The sequence below is a fragment of the Listeria goaensis genome (assembly GCF_900186125.1).
GTDB lineage: Bacteria > Bacillota > Bacilli > Lactobacillales > Listeriaceae > Listeria > Listeria goaensis.
In genome coordinates this window covers 1-17318 of record NZ_FYBQ01000003.1, presented here as the reverse complement: position 1 = coordinate 17318, position 17318 = coordinate 1, and the positions used below count along the sequence as shown (strand labels likewise).

Below are 17318 nucleotides of genomic sequence, written 5' to 3'. Positions count from 1 at the left end.
TTTGGAATTATCAAAAAGGACAATCATGCAACGTATAGACGATATAGAAGACGATTACAAGCGACAAATGAGGCGATTAGAAGCAGTAGAAGAAGACCTGCGGCATGCTGGCAATCAATTTTTAAAAACGCTAGATGTAAAAGCCGAACGTTTACGTTTTATGATTTCAAACTATGCCCCCGAAACGATTCCCCCGCTTTCACACGGATACAATATGATAACCCGTACACATGATGAAGCTACTCATATGATGCGTGAGGAATTAGAGAAGATTGAGGCACAACGGGAAGATATAGAAGCACAGTATAGAAAAGATATAGGATGCTTTAAAGATAATTTAATGAAGATAGACAGAGAAAGCGAGGAATGACAACATGAGCAACTCAATCGGGGACATGTTAGGCGATGCGAGAAAGAAACGGAAAAAGAAAAGACGGAAACCTTTAAAAATAATGACAAGAAACATATAGAGAAACTTAAAAGTGCTATTAAAGGTAATTGGTTCAAAGCAGCACAAAAAGCACTAGAAAACACTAGAAATAAATGTAACGATATTTGAAGCGTTGGCGGGGAGCGACCGCTTTTTTTGTGTTAAAAATAACTTTTATAGGTATAATTGCTATCAGTTGACGAAACTGGTAGCAAATGCGATAAACTAAATGGGAGAAGGAGATGAGCCGATGAATATTAAGAAAGTAAGTGAAGTGACAGGTGTTTCAGCGGACACAATTCGGTACTACGAAAAAATTGGTTTGATTGCGCCGGTGAAGCGGAATGGGAATGGAATACGAGAATTTGACGAGGACGACATTCGTTGGATTGTCTTTAGTCGGCAGATGCGGAGAGCTGGTTTGTCGATTGAGTCATTGGTAGAGTATTTATTGTTATTCCGGCAAGGTGATTCGACGGTTGACGCGAGAATAGCTTTAATCCAAGAGCAAAAAGAAAAACTAGAAGCGAAAGCAGCGGAGCTTCAAGAGGCGATAAGCCGTTTGCAGTTTAAATTAGAAAATTATGGACATGTGCGAGCTGCGGAAAACAAATTGCGGAGCTTTGAAGTAAATAGGGTTTGAAATTTTGTTTATTTTTTTTACAAAAACGCTTGACTTAGAGTTCACTTCAAGCTTTATGATAGGGGAGTAAAGGAGGAGTCGAAATGGAGTATGTGAAATTTGGTAATACTGGTATGGACGTATCAAAAATTTGTCTAGGTACAATGGGCTTTGGTGATGCAGAGAAGTGGATTCACAAATGGGTGCTTGGTGAGACGGATAGCCGCCAAATCATCAAAAAAGCGCTCGACCTCGGCATCAACTTTTTTGATACGGCAAACATTTACTCTTTTGGGGAAAGCGAAAAAATTGTTGGGCGTGCACTGAAAGATTTTGCAAATCGCGACGATGTTGTTCTCGCGACAAAAGTGCATCAAACCATGCGCCCGGGGCAACCAAATAGTGGTGGACTTTCTCGCAAAGAAATCCTAACTGAAATCGACCATAGCCTAAAACGGCTAGAAACCGATTATGTCGATCTTTATATTATTCATCGTTTCGACCAATTTACGCCTGTCGAAGAAACGATGGAAGCTTTGCATGATGTCGTGAAGGCTGGAAAGGCCCGCTATATTGGCGCCAGTGCCATGTACGCATGGCAATTCCAAAAAGCACAACGCATCGCAGAAAGAAACGGCTGGACTAAATTTGTATCCATGCAAAATCATTACAATTTAATTTATCGTGAGGAAGAGCGGGAAATGATTCCATTTTGTGAAGATGAAAACATAGCGCTAACGCCGTATAGTCCGCTAGCATCTGGTCGCCTTACGCGTGATGTTTCCGAAAAAACGGAGCGTTCAGCGACTGATACGATTCAAAGTTCTAAATATGATGGCATGATGGAAGCGGACATCGGAATTATTGAGCGCGTCGCCGAACTGGCGAATAAATACGCGGTTTCGCGCGACCAAATTGCGTTAGCATGGTTGCTGAATAAACCAGAAATCACCGCACCAATTGTGGGCGCACAAAAAGAACGGCATTTAGAAAGTGCTGTTTTAGCGCTAGATTTAAAACTAACATCAGAAGATATGGCATTTTTAGAGGAACATTATATACCTCATCCAGTTGTTGGGGCGCTTCCAAATCAAAAATAGACAAATAATTTTATAAATAGTAATGATGCGAGGTTCAGTGTTTAGAATCTCGCATTTTTGCATAAAAATCAGACTTGTTTATAAAATAACTTTCAGAATTTTATTTTTTATATTATAATGTAAATTGACTGCTTGAAGTATTCTTTTGGCAGAATAATATGGAAAGGGAGAAAAAGAGACAGAAACAACATGGAAAATACAATTAAGGAGGAGACTATGAAAAAGTTTTTACGTTTGTTAGCGGGAATTAGTTTTATTTTTGCAAGTTTATTTTTGTTATTGCCAGGAAACCAAGTTGATGCGAGGGAATATCCAACAGGATCATTAAAAGATCCAATAGGGGTTTATGAGCAACCTAAACCAAAACAACTACTTAGGTCAACGCCTTTACCGACTAAGTATGATCCTCGTTTAACTGGAGGAGACACATCAGTTAAAGATCAGCAAACAAGAAACATTTGTTGGTCGTTCTCTTCAAATGCTTCTATTGAAACGGCTGCTTTAAAACAGTTTGGCGTACCCTATGACCTTTCTGAACTTTATACGGACTACTATTCGGCAAAAGATGCAGACGGAATAATTGGAAATAACCCAAAAGCATATAATCGTACTTTAGGCGGTGGAGGACTTGAGACTATGGCTCTCTACGAAGCGATGAATTGGGAGCTACCAGTTTCTGAAAATAAAATGCCATATAATACGAATGCATCGTATTTACCTTCTTTAAATGTTTTATCTGAAAAGCCACTTATTCATCAACAAGGAATAAATCTGATTGGAGGACTTTATGTAACAGCAAGTGTTGAAGAGCAAAATCAAAAGGTGAAAAGAATTAAAGAACATCTTGTGAAAAATGGTGGACTCACATACCAGTGGAAGGCAGATGGGCAATATCTTCAAGAGTATATAAATAGTACAACAAGCGCAGTATATGTACCTAAAAGTGACTATACTACCATTGATCATTCTACTTTAATTGTTGGATATGATGATAATTATAGTAAAGAAAATTTCAAGTCAAATGTTAGACCTCAAAATAATGGGGCCTTTATTGTTAGAAATAGCTGGGGAACCAATTGGGGGGATAAAGGTTACTACTATGTGTCTTATGAAGATGCTTATATCTTAACTTCTGTTATGTACGGTGCAAAACAAATGGAAACGAGCCAGAACTACGATAATATGGTTGCTATGGCAGAATTTGCACTGACCGGTTGGTATCCTTCAACAACGGATACGTACATTGCCAATGTTTTTGATGCACCTAATGATTCAAAAGAATCCATTGAAGCGATTGCGATTAATACACTTCAATATGATACACCGTACGAAATTTATATTAATCCAAACAGTTCGGATAAATCATTCACTAACTTAAAGCTTGTTGCAAGAGGAGTAAAGGCAGACGCTGGTTTTGAAACAATTAAATTAAGTGAACCTGTACCAATCACAAGTAATGATAAGTATGCGGTTGTGATTAAGTTTTCGCTACCAAGTGGAGTTTCAACATTGCCAATCCCGATGTCCAATCACGAAGAAGTAAGTTATCCGCGTAATTCTGTGAAATCTGGAACAAGTTTCTTCTCAATCTCCACTAATCAAGCGAGTATGCGCTGGTATGAAGCTTCTTCACCGATTATTTGGGATGACAAAATAGCTCGTAATTTTTACACAAACGTCTACACAACTACAAACAATACCCAAGAAAAAATTAAAGATGTCTTTTTAGATGCGGATTTAGCAAATGAAATTGCTCGGCAGTTGAATAAATCTGTAGAAGATAATTTTACTACGGAGGATGCTGGTAAAATTACGCAACTACGTGTAGATGGTAAAGTTTCCAATGCGACAGGGATTGAAAGATTAAATAATCTAACTCACTTAATCTTTTATGGGGGAACTGAAAAACTTGAAAAAATAGATCTCAGTAAGAATCTAAATTTAATCTATTTAGATTTGGGAAATAATAATTTTTCTACACTTGATTTAAGGCAGAATAAAAAATTAGTTCGAATTAATATGTATAAGAATCAATTGACAAACCTTGATTTAAGTCAGAACACAGCGCTTGATTATCTTGAATTAAGTTATAATAAGCTCCAACAGTTAGATGTTAGTAAGAATACGAACTTAACATATATTGTTGCTGGCGGAAATCAGTTAAGCAATCTAGACGTTAGTAAAAATACTAAATTGAGTAATCTTTGGATTCATAATAACAAGTTGACGACTATTAATGTGAGCAATAATACCGAATTAAGAGGGATTAGTATGGGAGGGAACCCAGTTTATTCACTGACGTTACCATACCTGCCTAAACTGGACTTCTTAGATGTGCAACGTACCCCTTCACTCAGCTCACTTGATTTATCAAGATTGCCTAATCTTAGGACGCTACATTTAAACAATGCCAATCTTTCTTCGATAAATCTTAGTCAAAATCTTAAATTGAAATTCCTATATCTAGAGTACAATAAGCTAACTAAAATTGATTTGCGGAATAATGTTGAACTCTATGAACTTTATTTGCATCGGAATCTTTTAACGGAACTAGATTTAAGCAAAAATGTAAAATTAAATCGTTATTTTTATGATTCTGATACAGTCACAAATTTTATCGCACCACAAAAATAAATAAATTATAATGAACAAAAAAAGAAGCAAAATCAGGTGATAACCATGGAAAATGGCTTGTTCACCTGATTTTTGCTTCTTTTATTAAATCATAAAAAATCTTTCAATCTCTTCATGTGGCAATAAATTCCCAATGAAGAATGCGCCAAACTCGCCGTAACGTGCACTTGTTTCGTCAAAACGCATTTCCGTGACAATTCGCTTAAAGTCAAGTGCATCGTCCGCAAACAAAGTGACGCCCCATTCGTAATCGTCAAGGCCGATGGATCCGCCAATAATTTGGCTCACTTTTCCAGCGTAACTGCGGCCAATCTGACCGTGATCGCGAATAAGTTGTTGGCGCTCGCTCATCGGGAGCATGTACCAATTATCCGCACCATCGCGTTTTTTATTCATCGGATAAAAGCAAATATGTTTTTTGTTCGGTAATTTTGGATAAAGCCGGGCGCGGACATGTTTGTTTTGATACGGATCCTCGTCACCCGCCATATGTGAGGCTAAATAATTGCTTAACTCCACAACTGAAATATAGGAATATGTAGGGACTAAATAATCCGCAATCGCGAGCTTATTGAATTCGTTTTCCACCGCATTTAATTCTTCTAAAGTTTCCCGAAGAACAAAAAATACAAAATCAGCTTTTTGCCCTAAAATCGTATACAGCGTTTGTTCGCCAGATCCAATGTTTTTTGTCACTTCTAAATTCGCTAAAAATGTGCTAAATTCCGTTAAAATCCGTTCGCGGTCAGCCGTAGAAGTTTCTCGCCAAGACGTCCAATCTACCGCCCTGAAATCATGTAAAGAGTACCAACCATCTAATGTTTTTACTGCTTCATTCATTAGGTTTCACACCTTTCTTATGTCACTAAAATAAGTGTATCATAGCCAAATTCGAAAGTCTTTTTTTCTGTTTTAGAAAAAAGCGGCTGGAATAAATTCCAGCCGCTTGAAGTGTTAAGGTGTCGATACAATTGCTGTGGCTGACCCAGTTAGCGCCCACGAATTGATTGCATTTGGCAAAATAAAGTGGTCGCCTTTTTTAACAGGCGTTTCAGCCCTGTCAATGGTAAGCGCAGCAGCGCCGTCTAAAATGCTTACAAGCGTATATGGCGCCGTCGCATCAAATCTCGCAGTGCCGTCAATTTCCCATTTGTAAACGCTGAAAAAGTCGTTTGACACAAAAGTCGTAACGGTTACTCCGTCTCGTTTTTCAACCTGAATATCAAGTAATGCATCGTGATGCGGAATTTTTGTGACGTCGATGGCTTTTTCTAGATGAAGCTCGCGCGTGTTGCCGTCCGCATCTTTACGATCATAATCGTACACACGGTAAGTTGTATCCGAACTTTGTTGCGTTTCAAGAACTAGCGTGCCAGTGCCAAGCGCGTGAATCGTCCCACTTGGAACATAGTAAAACTCGCCCGGCGCGATTTTCACCTTGCGTAGCAACTTGTCCCACTCGCCGTCCGCAACCAATTTCACAAATTCATCTTTAGACTTCGCATGGTGCCCGTAAATCAGCTCCGCGCCTTCCGCGCAATCAATAATATACCAACATTCCGTCTTTCCAAGCTCGCCGTTTTCATGCACTTTCGCATACGCGTCGTCCGGGTGAACTTGCACGGATAAATCCGAATTTGCATCCAAAATCTTTGTTAGTAGGGGGAAAACTGGGTCTTTCGGATTTCCAAAAAGTTCCGGATGTTCTGTCCATAGTTGGATGAGTGTTTTCCCAGCAAACTCGCCATTTTTGACAGTGGATGGACCATTCGGGTGCGCAGAAATAGCCCAGTCCTCGCCAGTCTTGTCAGACGGAATATCATATCCGAAGTAATCGTGCAGTTTTGTGCCGCCCCAAATGCGGTCTTGAAAAACAGGGTTTAAAAATAAAGCCTCTTTCATCGTGAACCTCCTCGGTTAAATATGTAATCTCTACAAAAGTATATACCAATTAAAAGTTAAATGCTACTTATTTCCGCCTAAAAATCCTTGTTTTTTCAACCCTTCTGGAATGCCGGTAAAATAAGGTTGCGCATAAAATTTAGCAATGCGTTCCGTATAGCCAATAGAACCTTCACGTTCGGAATAAGGAATAATCGTTACATCATATTTTTCAAGCAGCGGTAAAGTGTCTGTTTGGTAGGTTTCTTCAAAATAAACAGCTTCTTTAGGTAAACGAGGTCGGATTACGGATTCGGTATCCGGATAGCCCACACAAAGCCCAACAATTGGAATCACCATTTCAGGTAGCCCAAGAAATTCGGAGACCTCCGTAAACTCACGTCTAATTCCACCAATACAAACCGTCCCGTAGCCAAGACTTTCAGCCGCCGTTAGCGCGTTTTGACAAGCTAAACCAACGTCAGTTGCGGCAACAAGCAGTAAGTCTTCGTCGCTTTTCGCATTAAATGCCGTCTGATATTTCGCGCTCGCCAAATTGGCACGATGAAAATCCCCAACAAATACAAGAAAAATGGAGCATTCCGCCACATATGGATTTTTCGTCAGCTCCGCTAACTTTTGTTTACGTGCAGCGTCTTTTACCCCGACAATGGAATATTGTTGCCCATTAATCCAAGATGGTGCACTTTGAGCCGCGCGGATAATTAAATCTAAATCGGTCTCAGGAATACTTTTTCCAGGTATGTACTTGCGAATCGAACGGTGGCTTAACATTTGCTCAATGACTTTATTCAAATTAAATCCTCCTCCAAAATCAATTTCTTCTTCAAGTATAGCTTTCTTCAAGCGAAATGTTAACGCTATACTTGAAAAAAATGCCAATTTTTTCTACACTAGAAGAGAGAAAGGGTGTGAACGTCTTGGAAATAAGCAAACAAGAACAAGATCGGCTGTTTTTAGAAGAAACATTTTTAACTTCAGAAGAATCCGCTAAATTTTTAGGCGTAACGAAGCAAGCCATACAGTCTCTTGCGAAACGCAACATTATTCCGCACATTCGCAAAGGAAATGTCCTACTGTTCCACCGAATAGATATCGAAACTCGCTTGGCAAACCAGACCGAATTACGCAAAAAATATCGCCCGTATGAACATTAAAAAAGGGGATGAAACCATGGAAGATTGGAATAAATTTAAAGAAAGAGGGTTTGTAGTAAAGGAAACCGGTCCTGTTTACTACACCGCCAACATGGATGAAACCATCGCTTGGTTCACCAAAACACTCGGTTGGTACTGCGAAATTGATGAGCGCGACGAAAATGGAAGCGGCACATATGGCTGTGCGTTTGACCTCCCGCGTGAATTTGAAAGCCTACATATCGCACCATTTACTGGCTTCCATCTTTTATACGGCGAACCAAAAGGCGGTACCGTCGCTTTCATGAAAGTGCAAGGTATCGAAAAACTGCACGCTCACGTCATAAACAGTGGCTGGGAGAAAGTCACCTTACACGCTGCCGCCGATTTTGAAACAAAGCTCTGCCAAGTAGAAACAATTGATGGCTACACTTTGCAGTTTTTTGAATAAAATTGAATTTTAAAAGGAGGGCTGGAAGTGGAAAAACCAGATTATTTAAAAGAAACTTATCAGGAAACAACTTTTAAATTAGCGAATAATGGGCCACGCGACATCTCCGTTTTAAAAGAAGTCATCGCAAATGTGGACGGGGAAACTGCGAGCGATATTTACGGTACAGGTTCGTTGATTTCAAATTTTGAAGAAAAAATGGCAGGGGTTTTAGGTCTGGAACAAGCAGTTTTCTTCCCAAGCGGTACGATGGCACAGCAAATTGCGCTTAGAATTTGGGCGGATGAAAAAAACATACCGCGCGTTGCCTATCACCCGCTCGCTCATCTGGAAATCCATGAGGCAGACGGCTTGAAAAAGCTTCACAATATTGAAACCGCGCTACTTTGCGAACAAGACCGCGTACCAACACTTGAAGACATTCAAACTTTGGGTGAAAAAGTAGCCTGCGTTTTACTCGAGCTTCCTCAAAGGGAAATTGGCGGGCAACTACCAAGTTTTGAAGAACTCGTTCAAATTTCCGAATACTGCAAACAAAACGGCATTGCGTTACATTTAGATGGTGCACGCCTTTTTGAAGTATTGCCTTTTTACCAAAAAGAAGCGAGCGAAATTTGTGCGCTGTTTGATACCGTGTACATTTCCTTTTATAAGGGCATAGGCGGCATTGCCGGCGCAATTTTAGCTGGCCCAACTGATTTTCTCAAGCAAGCTAAAGCATGGAAACGGCGTTACGGTGGGGATTTAATCAGTTTGTACCCGTACATTTTATCGGCCGATTACTATTTTGAAAAACGCAAAACTAAAATGGCGCTGTATTTTGAAAAAGCGAAGGAGCTTGCCGCTCGTTTCAATGCGCTTACAGATGTGAAAACCATTCCAGAAATCCCTGTTTCAAACATGTTCCACGTGCAATTTGATGCGCCGCTAGCAGATGTGGCGAAGCGAATTGCGATTGCCCAGTCCAAAACCGATATTGGTGTGACCGGCTATTTGATTGAAAAAGGAAGTCACACATGCACGTTTGAAATCCCGATAGGTGACGCCTATTTGGAAATCCCAAATGACCAGCTGGACGAATTGTTTTCCGAACTTCGCTAATCATATTTTAAATTTTACAAAAAAAAGCAACCTTTCTCTCCAAGTTCAAAGGGGAAAAAGTGTTGCTTTTTAGCATTTTCTCATAGAAAAAATTATTTTAGATGTGTGGGTAGCTCATTTTCAGACTCGCATGTTTTCTCAAGCTCACAAGCTGCACATTTTCCTTGTCTGCTCTTTTTTGTGAAGCGAACAAGGGCAAAAATCGTATAACCGAATATAAGTCCACCAAGCAAAAGATTAACAAAAATAGCCATAGCACATTCAAGCCCTTTCTTAAATAAATAGATTTCCAATTTGATACACAAGAAGAACAATTACGTAGGCAGTTAATAGCGGATAGAGCGTTGCGAATGCAGTCCATTTCCATGACGCCGTTTCCTTCCGAATGGCCGCAACAGTCGCAAGGCAGGGGACATAAAGCAAGATGAACAACATGAAACAGTAGGCAGAAAGCGGAGTGTAAAATGCGCTAACAACGCTCCCAAGGCTGTCTTCTCCAACTGAATAAATAATCGCCATCGTTGAAACCACTACTTCTTTAGCTAAAAACCCCGGAATTAAAGTTGCGCCGGCTTGCCAAGTGCCAAAACCGAGGGGAACCAAAAGAGGCGCTAAAAAGCCGCCAATCATAGCGAGAAAGCTTTCGCCCATCGGAACATCAAACCCGCCTGGGCCAGCGTAATTGAGCAACCAAATGATGACCGAACCAGCAAAAATAAACGTGCCTGCTTTTTTCAAAAAACCTTTGCCTTTTTCCCATGTGCTGCGCCATAGCGTTTTGAATGAAGGGAAACGATACGGTGGCAGTTCAACGACAAAAACCGAATTATCGTTTTTAAGTAGCGTTTTGGATAAAATTTTAGTCATGAGAAGCGCCATCACAATGCCAATGACGTAAAGCGAGAGCACAACGAGCGCTTGATACTGCGCAAAGAAAACACCGACAAATAGCGCATAGACGGGAAGCCTCGCAGAGCACGACATAAATGGCGTAATCAAAATCGTCAATGTACGTTCTTTGGATTCTTCGATGGAGCGAGCCGCCATGATGCCTGGAACGTTGCAGCCAAAGCCAATGATCATCGGAATGAAGGCTTTGCCGTTTAGCCCAAACATTTCCATAATCCGGTCCATCACAACCGCAATCCGCGCCATATAGCCAGAATCTTCAAGCAGCGAAATAAAGAAGAAAATCACCAAAATTTGCGGAACGAACACGAGCACACCGCCAACACCCGCAATAATACCGTTTGTGATTAAATCAATTAAAAAATGACTTGTACCCAAGGACGCCAAAAATTGCGTGGTGAAATCTGTTAGTGGCCCGCTGAAAAACCCGTCAAGCAAATCAGAGAGCGGCACGCCAACCCATGTAAATGTAATTTGAAAAATCAGCCACATGATACCAAGGAAAATGGGAATGCCGAAAAAACGATGGGTCACAATTTGGTCAAGCTTATCTGAAAGTGGCACGTTAGTTCCCGTGTAGGTGACCGCTTCCACACAAATATCTTGGATAAAAGCACGTCTGGTTTCGAGTATCTCACTTTCAATGCTGCGTGTAAGTTTCATCGCCGTTTCCTCACGAATCTGTACGGCCGCCGAATAAAAAGGCTCATCTTGAATATGCTTTTCGGTCACAGGATTGGCAGTGAGAAATTGGAGCGCGAAAAAGCGCAAATGCTTACGCGGAGCCGTGTTTTCCAAAAGAGCAGAAAGGTCTTGAATGGCCCGTTCGATTGGTTTTGCGTAAGGTAGCTTTAGCGAATGATTTCGCGTGGCTTTTTCGTCGGTCAGTGTGGCAAGAATTTCTTCTGTCCCTTTGCCGGAGCGTGCGATGACGGGCAAAACCGGTATTTTGAGCGCCCTCGCCAGTTTCGGAATGTCAATTTTGATCCCACGGCCTAGCGCCACATCGACCATATTGAGTCCCATTACGACAGGCGCCCCAAATTCGAGCAATTCAATCGTTAAATTTAAATTCCGCTCAATTTGCGCTGCATCAACAATATTTAACATCGAATCAAATTTTTCTTCTATTAAAAAACGCGTTACAACAGTTTCGTCACGCGAGATAGGATGAATATCGTATATGCCCGGTAAATCAATGAGCTTACCTTTTTCCGCTTTTAATGTGCCGACTTTCTTTTCAACAGTCACGCCACTCCAATTGCCGACGTATTCGTATGAACCAGTCAGCGCATTAAAAAGCGATGTTTTACCAGTATTAGGGTTTCCGAGTAAACAATATGTATTAGCCATTTCGTTCCACCACGATTTCGCAAGCATCACAACTTCGAATACTAATGTACTGTCCTTTTGTTTCAATTGTGCAAGGACCGCCTAAAAAGCCTTTTTGTTTCATACATAGTTCGCAGCCTTCCATGCAACCAAGCGCCAGCAGACGTCTTTTGAGCATAGAGCTGGAAACATTTAAAGCAGAAATTTTACCGCGTTCGCCGGTTGAAAGTTCATTGAGTCGCATGCATCGTTCCTCCCATCGTTCAAAATGAGTTTGAGAATCATTATCAATTAAGTTCATTTTATCACAATATCTCAAAAAGTAAATGGTTGTTTAAAAAAAATATAAAGAAAGCGATATTTAGTGTAAAAATAACTCTCTAGAATTCATACAGTTTAGAAAAAATTGTAGTACAGATAAATGACGCAAAAATCCGTTTTTTTATGGCTTTTCCTGTTAACTTCATACATTTTATAGTATGATAAGAAAAGAAAATGAATTTGTGTGAAATTGGAGGAATAAAAGGAAATGAGCGATTTATTGAGAAGTATTAAAGAACAAGTTGCTGGAAAAGGAGTTCGTATTGTCCTTCCAGAAGGAAAAGATGAGCGAATTGTTGGAGCAGCAGCACGCCTTGCCGAAGAAGGTGCGATTACTCCTATTTTATTAGGCCAAAAAGCAGAAATTGAAAAAGCTGCAAAAAATGCTGGTGTTTCAGTCGACGGAATCGAAGTGAAAACACCAGAAACGGATCCATTATTTGATGAACTCGTGGCAGCCTTTGTCGAACGTCGTAAAGGAAAAGCAACAGAAGAAGACGCGCGTAAGTTGCTACAAGATCCAAACTATTTTGGAACGATGCTTGTATACACTGGAAATGCAGATGGTTTAGTAAGTGGTGCCATTCATTCAACAGGGGATACAGTTCGCCCGGCACTTCAAATTATTAAAACAAAACCTGGTATTTCGAAAGTAGCTGGTGCGATGATTATGGTGCGTGATGCGGAACGTTACCTATTTAGCGATGTCGCCATTAATATCGCACCAACAGCTGCTGACTTAGCAGAAAATGCCATTGTAAGTGCAGAAACTGCACAAATTTTTGGTATCAAGCCGCGCATTGCCATGCTCAGCTTTTCGACAAAAGGATCGGCAAAGTCTGAGGAAACTGAAAAAGTTGCAGAAGCAACTAAACTAGCGAAGGAAAATGCGCCAGAATTGACACTTGATGGTGAATTCCAATTTGATGCAGCGTTCGTACCATCGGTTGCTGCGCAAAAGGCTCCTGAATCCGTTATTAAAGGCGATGCCAATGTATTCATCTTTCCAAGTTTAGAAGCGGGAAATATTGGATATAAAATTGCGCAACGCTTAGGAAAATTTGAGGCAGTAGGTCCCGTTCTACAAGGACTAAATGCACCGGTGAACGACCTATCTCGTGGTTGTAACACACAAGATGTTTACAATCTTGCACTTATTACGGCAGCTCAAGCAGTTAGTAAATAAACATTAAGTCAAAATGAAAAAAAGAGAAGTAAAATTAATTAAAAGGTTCTATGCTTTGAAAATCAAGCATAGAACCTTTTTTTTGCAATCGTTTATTTTGTGGATTTGATACTAAACTTGCTCGTTTTTTGTAAATTGTCACAAAAATTACAAAAAACATAGAAAAAAAACAGTTTTTATATCCAACTTAACTATTTTTTAGGTGCTAATATGAATGAGTGCGAAACTGGAAGGAGGAAAACGAAATTTAAATTATGAATTTTGCAGAAAGACATATCGAGCATAGTGAAGTGTGCCTTTCTAGCTTTTGCATCAATAAAATATCATGAAAAAGGAGAATAAACAACGTGAACATGAAGAAATCTAAATTAAAAAAGATGACTATCAGCGCGATTACAGCAACTATGGTAGCTTCTACACTTGTAACAGCACTTCCGTTCAATGTAGTTGCTAGTGGCACTAGCACTGGATCAGAAGGAACAAAATTAACCAACCTAAAGTCAACATCTACAAACTTGTTGGGGGCTGCTGCTAACTTCGATAATAAAAACTACTGGACGCCAATTTATTGGACAGCGGCTAATACTATTAATGACACAAAATATGCTAGCTGGGATAGTTATCCTGGGGATAGCTGGGATTATTTTGGCGTGTATAGTATGAGTACTAAATTCGAAGGAAATGGTTCAGTACAACTTAGCTCACCACAAATGTTGAAATCTATGGGGATTGGACGTGCGTTTACCACAGTTCCAGGACATCGCTATAAAATCTCATATACTGCAACTAATGTAGATGGGAACAATAATGTTGCGGTAGTTGTCAATGATGGTTCTGCTGTACACCAAGCTTTATACAATCCATTACCTCTTTGGATGAATATACCGAACCCAGGTACTTGGGTTGGCGCATCTGGATCACAGCAAACAGGTGAATTTGTAGCAACATCTAATTCAACATCCGTTTCTTTGGAAACAACAACTGGTACAGTTCGAATTAGTAACCTTAGTATAGTTGACTTAAGTGACATAGAAAGAACAACTATTAATAGTTTAACTACAGACTCAACAAGTGTGAATGGAACCGCAGAACCGAATGCAGACATTGTTATTAAAGATCAAAATAACAATCAACTTGCTACAGGGAAAGTATCAGGGGATGGCACATATCAATTTGGCATTCCAAAACAAGCAGCTGGAACAGTTGTGACGGCATATGTAACAGCAAATGGTGTAAACGCAGATCCGGCATCAACAACGGTAACGCAAGGAAACCTAGCACCAACAACGATTGATAATCTAACAACAGATTCCGTGAAAGCCGAAGGAACAGCCGAGCCAAACGCGGATATGACGATTAAAGTTGGTCAAACAACGATTGCAACAGGAAAAGCAGATGCTAGCGGTCATTACAGCATTACGATTCCAAAACAAACAGTTGGAACAGTTGTCGAATCAACGGCAACAAAAAATGGCAAAACATCAAATACGGCAACCACAACAGTTACTCAAGGAGCGATTGCCGCAACGACAATTAACAGTCTAACAACCGATTCCGTGAAAGCAGAAGGAACGGCTGAACCAAACGCGGATATGACAATTAAAGTCGGTCAAACAACAATTGCAACAGGAAAAGCAGATGCTAGTGGTCATTACAGCATTACGATTCCAAAACAAGCAGTTGGAACAGTTGTGGAAGCAACGGCAACAAAAAATGGTACAACATCAAATACGGCATCAACAACGGTAACGCAAGGAAACCTTGCTCCAACAACAATTGGTGATTTAACAACCGATTCCGTGAAAGCCGAAGGAACAGCCGAGCCAAATGCGGACATGACGATTAAAGTCGGCCAAACAACGATTGCGACAGGGAGAACAGATGCTAGCGGTCACTACAGCATTACGATTCCAAAACAAGCCGTTGGAACAGTTGTCGAAGCAACGGCAACAAAAAATGGTGTAACATCAAATACGGCTACCACAACGGTGACTCAAGGAGAATTAGCACCGACAACGATTGGTGCTTTGACAACGGATTCTACGGTAGCTCAAGGGAATGCAGAACCAAATGCAACAATTGTGATTAAAGATCAAAATAATAATCAATTAGCAAGCGGTCGCGTAGGCTCAGATGGTACGTACCTGCTTTTAATTCCAAAACAAGAAGTTGGAACAGTTGTTACAGCTACGGCAACGAAAAATGGTAAATCATCCAGTGCGAGCACAACGGTGACTCAAGGAGAGCTAGCACCGACAACGATTGGTGATTTAACAACGGATTCCACAACGGCACGAGGAACAGCTGAACCGAATGCTAACATTGCGATTAAAGTCGGTCAAACGACAATTGCAACCGGACAAGTAGGTCCAGACGGAAATTACAGCTTAACGATTCCAAAACAAGCTGTCGGAACTATTGTGACTGCAACAGCAACGAAAGCAGATAAATCGGCTAGTGCGGACACAACGGTCACTCAAGGAGAAATTGAGCAAACAACGATTCAAGCGTTGACAACGGATTCCACAACGGCACAAGGAACGGCTGAACCGAATGCCGACATTGCAATTACAGTTGGTCAAACCACGATTGCGACAGGAAAAGTGGGCTCTGATGGAATTTATAGTTTAACAATTCCAAAACAACCAGCAAATGCTGTTGTAAGCGCGACTGCAACAGTTGGAACAAAAACATCGAGTGCAATGACCATTGTTAGTGATATGAATATTGCACAAACAACTATTGACGGACTGACAACAGATTCAACAAGTGTAACAGGTCATGCAGAACCCAATGCGATAATTGTCATTAAAGATCAAAATAATAATCAAATTGCCAGCGGCCTAGTAGGTTCTGATGGTATTTACAGCATGACAATTGCAAAACAAGCAGCTGGAACAGTTGTGACAGCAACTGCAAGTGCAAAAGGGAAAACATCGAGTGCATCTACACCTGTTATTGACATGAGTATTGCACAAACTACGATTAATTCATTGACAGCTGACTCCACAACGGCACAAGGAACAGCTGAGCCAAATGCGAGTCTTGTCATTAAAAATCAAGCAGGTGCAACAATTGGAACTGGTACAGTAGGTTCTGATGGTCGCTACACGATTACGATTCCAAAACAAGCAGAAGGCGAACGTGTGACAGCAACAGCGTCAGCAAAAGGGAAAACCTCAAGTGCTACAACTGTAGTAACAGCAGGGACACCTATTGCAGCAACGACCATTAATAATTTAACAACGGACTCTGTAAAGGCAGAAGGAACCGCAGAACCAAATTCTGATATTGTGATTAAAGTCGGTCAAACGACGATTGCAACAGGAAAAGTAGGATCAGACGGAAATTATAGCCTGACCATTCCAAAACAAGCAGTCGGAACCATTGTAACGGCAACGGCAACAGCAGATGGAAAAACTTCAAGTGCGAGTACAACGGTTACTCAAGGTAATATTGCACCAACAACAATTGGTAACTTAACAACGGATTCTGTGAAAGCAGAAGGAACCGCAGAACCAAATGCAAGTCTTGTGATTAAAGTCGGTCAAACGACGATTGCAACAGGGCAAGTAGGTCCAGACGGAAATTACAGCATTACGATTCCAAAACAAGCAGTCGGAACCATTGTGACAGCAACCGCAACGAAGAATGGTAAATCTTCAAGTGCGAATACAACCGTCACACAAGGTAATATTGCACCAACGACGATTAACTCACTTACAACGGATTCTGTGAAAGCAGAAGGAACCGCAGAACCAAATGCAAGTCTTGTCATTAAAGTAGGACAAAACACAATTGCAACAGGAACAGTAGCTTCTGATGGCACATACAGTGTGACTATTCCGAAACAAGCGGTTGGAACGGTCGTAACGGCAAGTGCAACAGCGAAAGGCAAAACAGAAAGTGCGAATACTACGGTTACACAAGGTAATATTGCGCCAACGACAATTAATGCCTTAGATTCTGATTCTACAAAAGCAGAAGGAACGGCAGAACCGAATGCAGATATGGTTATTAAAGTAGGTAATACTACGATTGCAACAGGAAAAGCAGATGCTAGTGGGCATTACAGCATTACCATTCCAAAACAAGCGGCAGGTACTGTTGTCATTGCAACCGCAACGAAAAATGGGAAATCAGCAAGTGCGAACACAACCGTTACACGAGCTTCAAATGGAACGGTGACGGTGA

Annotated in this window: 15 protein-coding genes; 9 read left to right on the top strand and 6 right to left on the bottom strand. The window is 40.7% G+C overall.

The window, feature by feature from the left end:
* Position 1: 1 nt before the first annotated feature.
* The 4 genes from CFT42_RS04695 (at position 2) to CFT42_RS04680 (ending at position 4786) form a co-directional block, all read left to right on the top strand.
* Positions 2-370 (top strand): hypothetical protein, encoded by a 369-nt coding sequence (locus CFT42_RS04695; protein WP_088815521.1) that lies wholly within the window; start codon positions 2-4, stop codon positions 368-370.
* 310 nt (positions 371-680) lie between these two features.
* Entirely contained in the window at positions 681-1073 is a 393-nt protein-coding gene (locus CFT42_RS04690; protein WP_088815520.1) for a MerR family transcriptional regulator, read from the top strand.
* A gap of 83 nt (positions 1074-1156) precedes the next feature.
* Entirely contained in the window at positions 1157-2152 is a 996-nt protein-coding gene (locus CFT42_RS04685) for an aldo/keto reductase (protein WP_088810507.1), read from the top strand.
* Between the two features lie 216 nt (positions 2153-2368).
* On the top strand, positions 2369-4786 hold the full coding sequence (locus CFT42_RS04680) for a lectin like domain-containing protein (RefSeq protein ID WP_159458146.1): 2418 nt from the start codon (positions 2369-2371) through the stop codon (positions 4784-4786).
* An 84-nt stretch (positions 4787-4870) separates the two neighbouring features.
* Here the strand turns inward: CFT42_RS04680 and hemQ are convergent, their stop codons facing one another.
* The 3 genes from hemQ to CFT42_RS04665 form a co-directional block, all read right to left on the bottom strand.
* On the bottom strand, positions 4871-5626 hold the full coding sequence (hemQ, locus tag CFT42_RS04675) for a hydrogen peroxide-dependent heme synthase (RefSeq protein WP_088815518.1): 756 nt from the start codon (positions 5624-5626) through the stop codon (positions 4871-4873).
* Between the two features lie 114 nt (positions 5627-5740).
* Positions 5741-6688, bottom strand: coding sequence for a mannose-6-phosphate isomerase, class I (manA, locus tag CFT42_RS04670; RefSeq protein ID WP_088815517.1), 948 nt, complete (start codon positions 6686-6688; stop codon positions 5741-5743).
* Between the two features lie 63 nt (positions 6689-6751).
* A complete protein-coding gene (locus tag CFT42_RS04665) occupies positions 6752-7483 on the bottom strand; it encodes an NADPH-dependent oxidoreductase (protein WP_088810503.1) in 732 nt (243 codons plus the stop codon).
* A 125-nt stretch (positions 7484-7608) separates the two neighbouring features.
* On the opposite strand from CFT42_RS04665, the gene CFT42_RS04660 reads away from it, so the two are divergent.
* The 3 genes from CFT42_RS04660 to CFT42_RS04650 are packed head-to-tail and all read left to right on the top strand — an operon-like array spanning position 7609 to position 9376.
* Entirely contained in the window at positions 7609-7845 is a 237-nt protein-coding gene (locus CFT42_RS04660) for a helix-turn-helix domain-containing protein (RefSeq protein ID WP_088810616.1), read from the top strand.
* Positions 7846-7861: 16 nt separating this feature from the next.
* Complete coding sequence (locus tag CFT42_RS04655; RefSeq protein ID WP_088810502.1) at positions 7862-8275, top strand: VOC family protein; 414 nt, start codon at positions 7862-7864, stop codon at positions 8273-8275.
* Positions 8276-8302: 27 nt separating this feature from the next.
* On the top strand, positions 8303-9376 hold the full coding sequence (locus tag CFT42_RS04650; RefSeq protein ID WP_088815516.1) for a threonine aldolase family protein: 1074 nt from the start codon (positions 8303-8305) through the stop codon (positions 9374-9376).
* A gap of 92 nt (positions 9377-9468) precedes the next feature.
* Here CFT42_RS04650 and CFT42_RS14940 read toward each other — a convergent pair whose 3' ends face one another.
* From CFT42_RS14940 to CFT42_RS04635, 3 genes are read right to left on the bottom strand one after another with little or no spacing between them, the layout of a single operon-like run.
* Positions 9469-9630, bottom strand: coding sequence for a FeoB-associated Cys-rich membrane protein (locus tag CFT42_RS14940; RefSeq protein ID WP_088815722.1), 162 nt, complete (start codon positions 9628-9630; stop codon positions 9469-9471).
* 19 nt (positions 9631-9649) lie between these two features.
* A complete protein-coding gene (gene feoB, locus CFT42_RS04640; protein WP_088815515.1) occupies positions 9650-11638 on the bottom strand; it encodes a ferrous iron transport protein B in 1989 nt (662 codons plus the stop codon).
* On the bottom strand, positions 11631-11861 hold the full coding sequence (locus tag CFT42_RS04635) for a FeoA family protein (RefSeq protein ID WP_088810499.1): 231 nt from the start codon (positions 11859-11861) through the stop codon (positions 11631-11633). Before CFT42_RS04635 ends, feoB begins: the two co-directional genes overlap by 8 nt.
* A 285-nt stretch (positions 11862-12146) precedes the next feature.
* On the opposite strand from CFT42_RS04635, the gene pta reads away from it, so the two are divergent.
* Together pta and CFT42_RS04625 are read left to right on the top strand one after the other, a co-directional pair.
* Positions 12147-13124: a phosphate acetyltransferase gene (gene pta, locus CFT42_RS04630; RefSeq protein WP_088810498.1), complete on the top strand. Its 978-nt coding sequence runs from the start codon at positions 12147-12149 to the stop codon at positions 13122-13124.
* Positions 13125-13477: 353 nt separating this feature from the next.
* Positions 13478-17318, top strand: a 3841-nt coding sequence (locus CFT42_RS04625; RefSeq protein WP_244169937.1) for an Ig-like domain-containing protein, incomplete at its 3' end; no start/stop codon positions are given.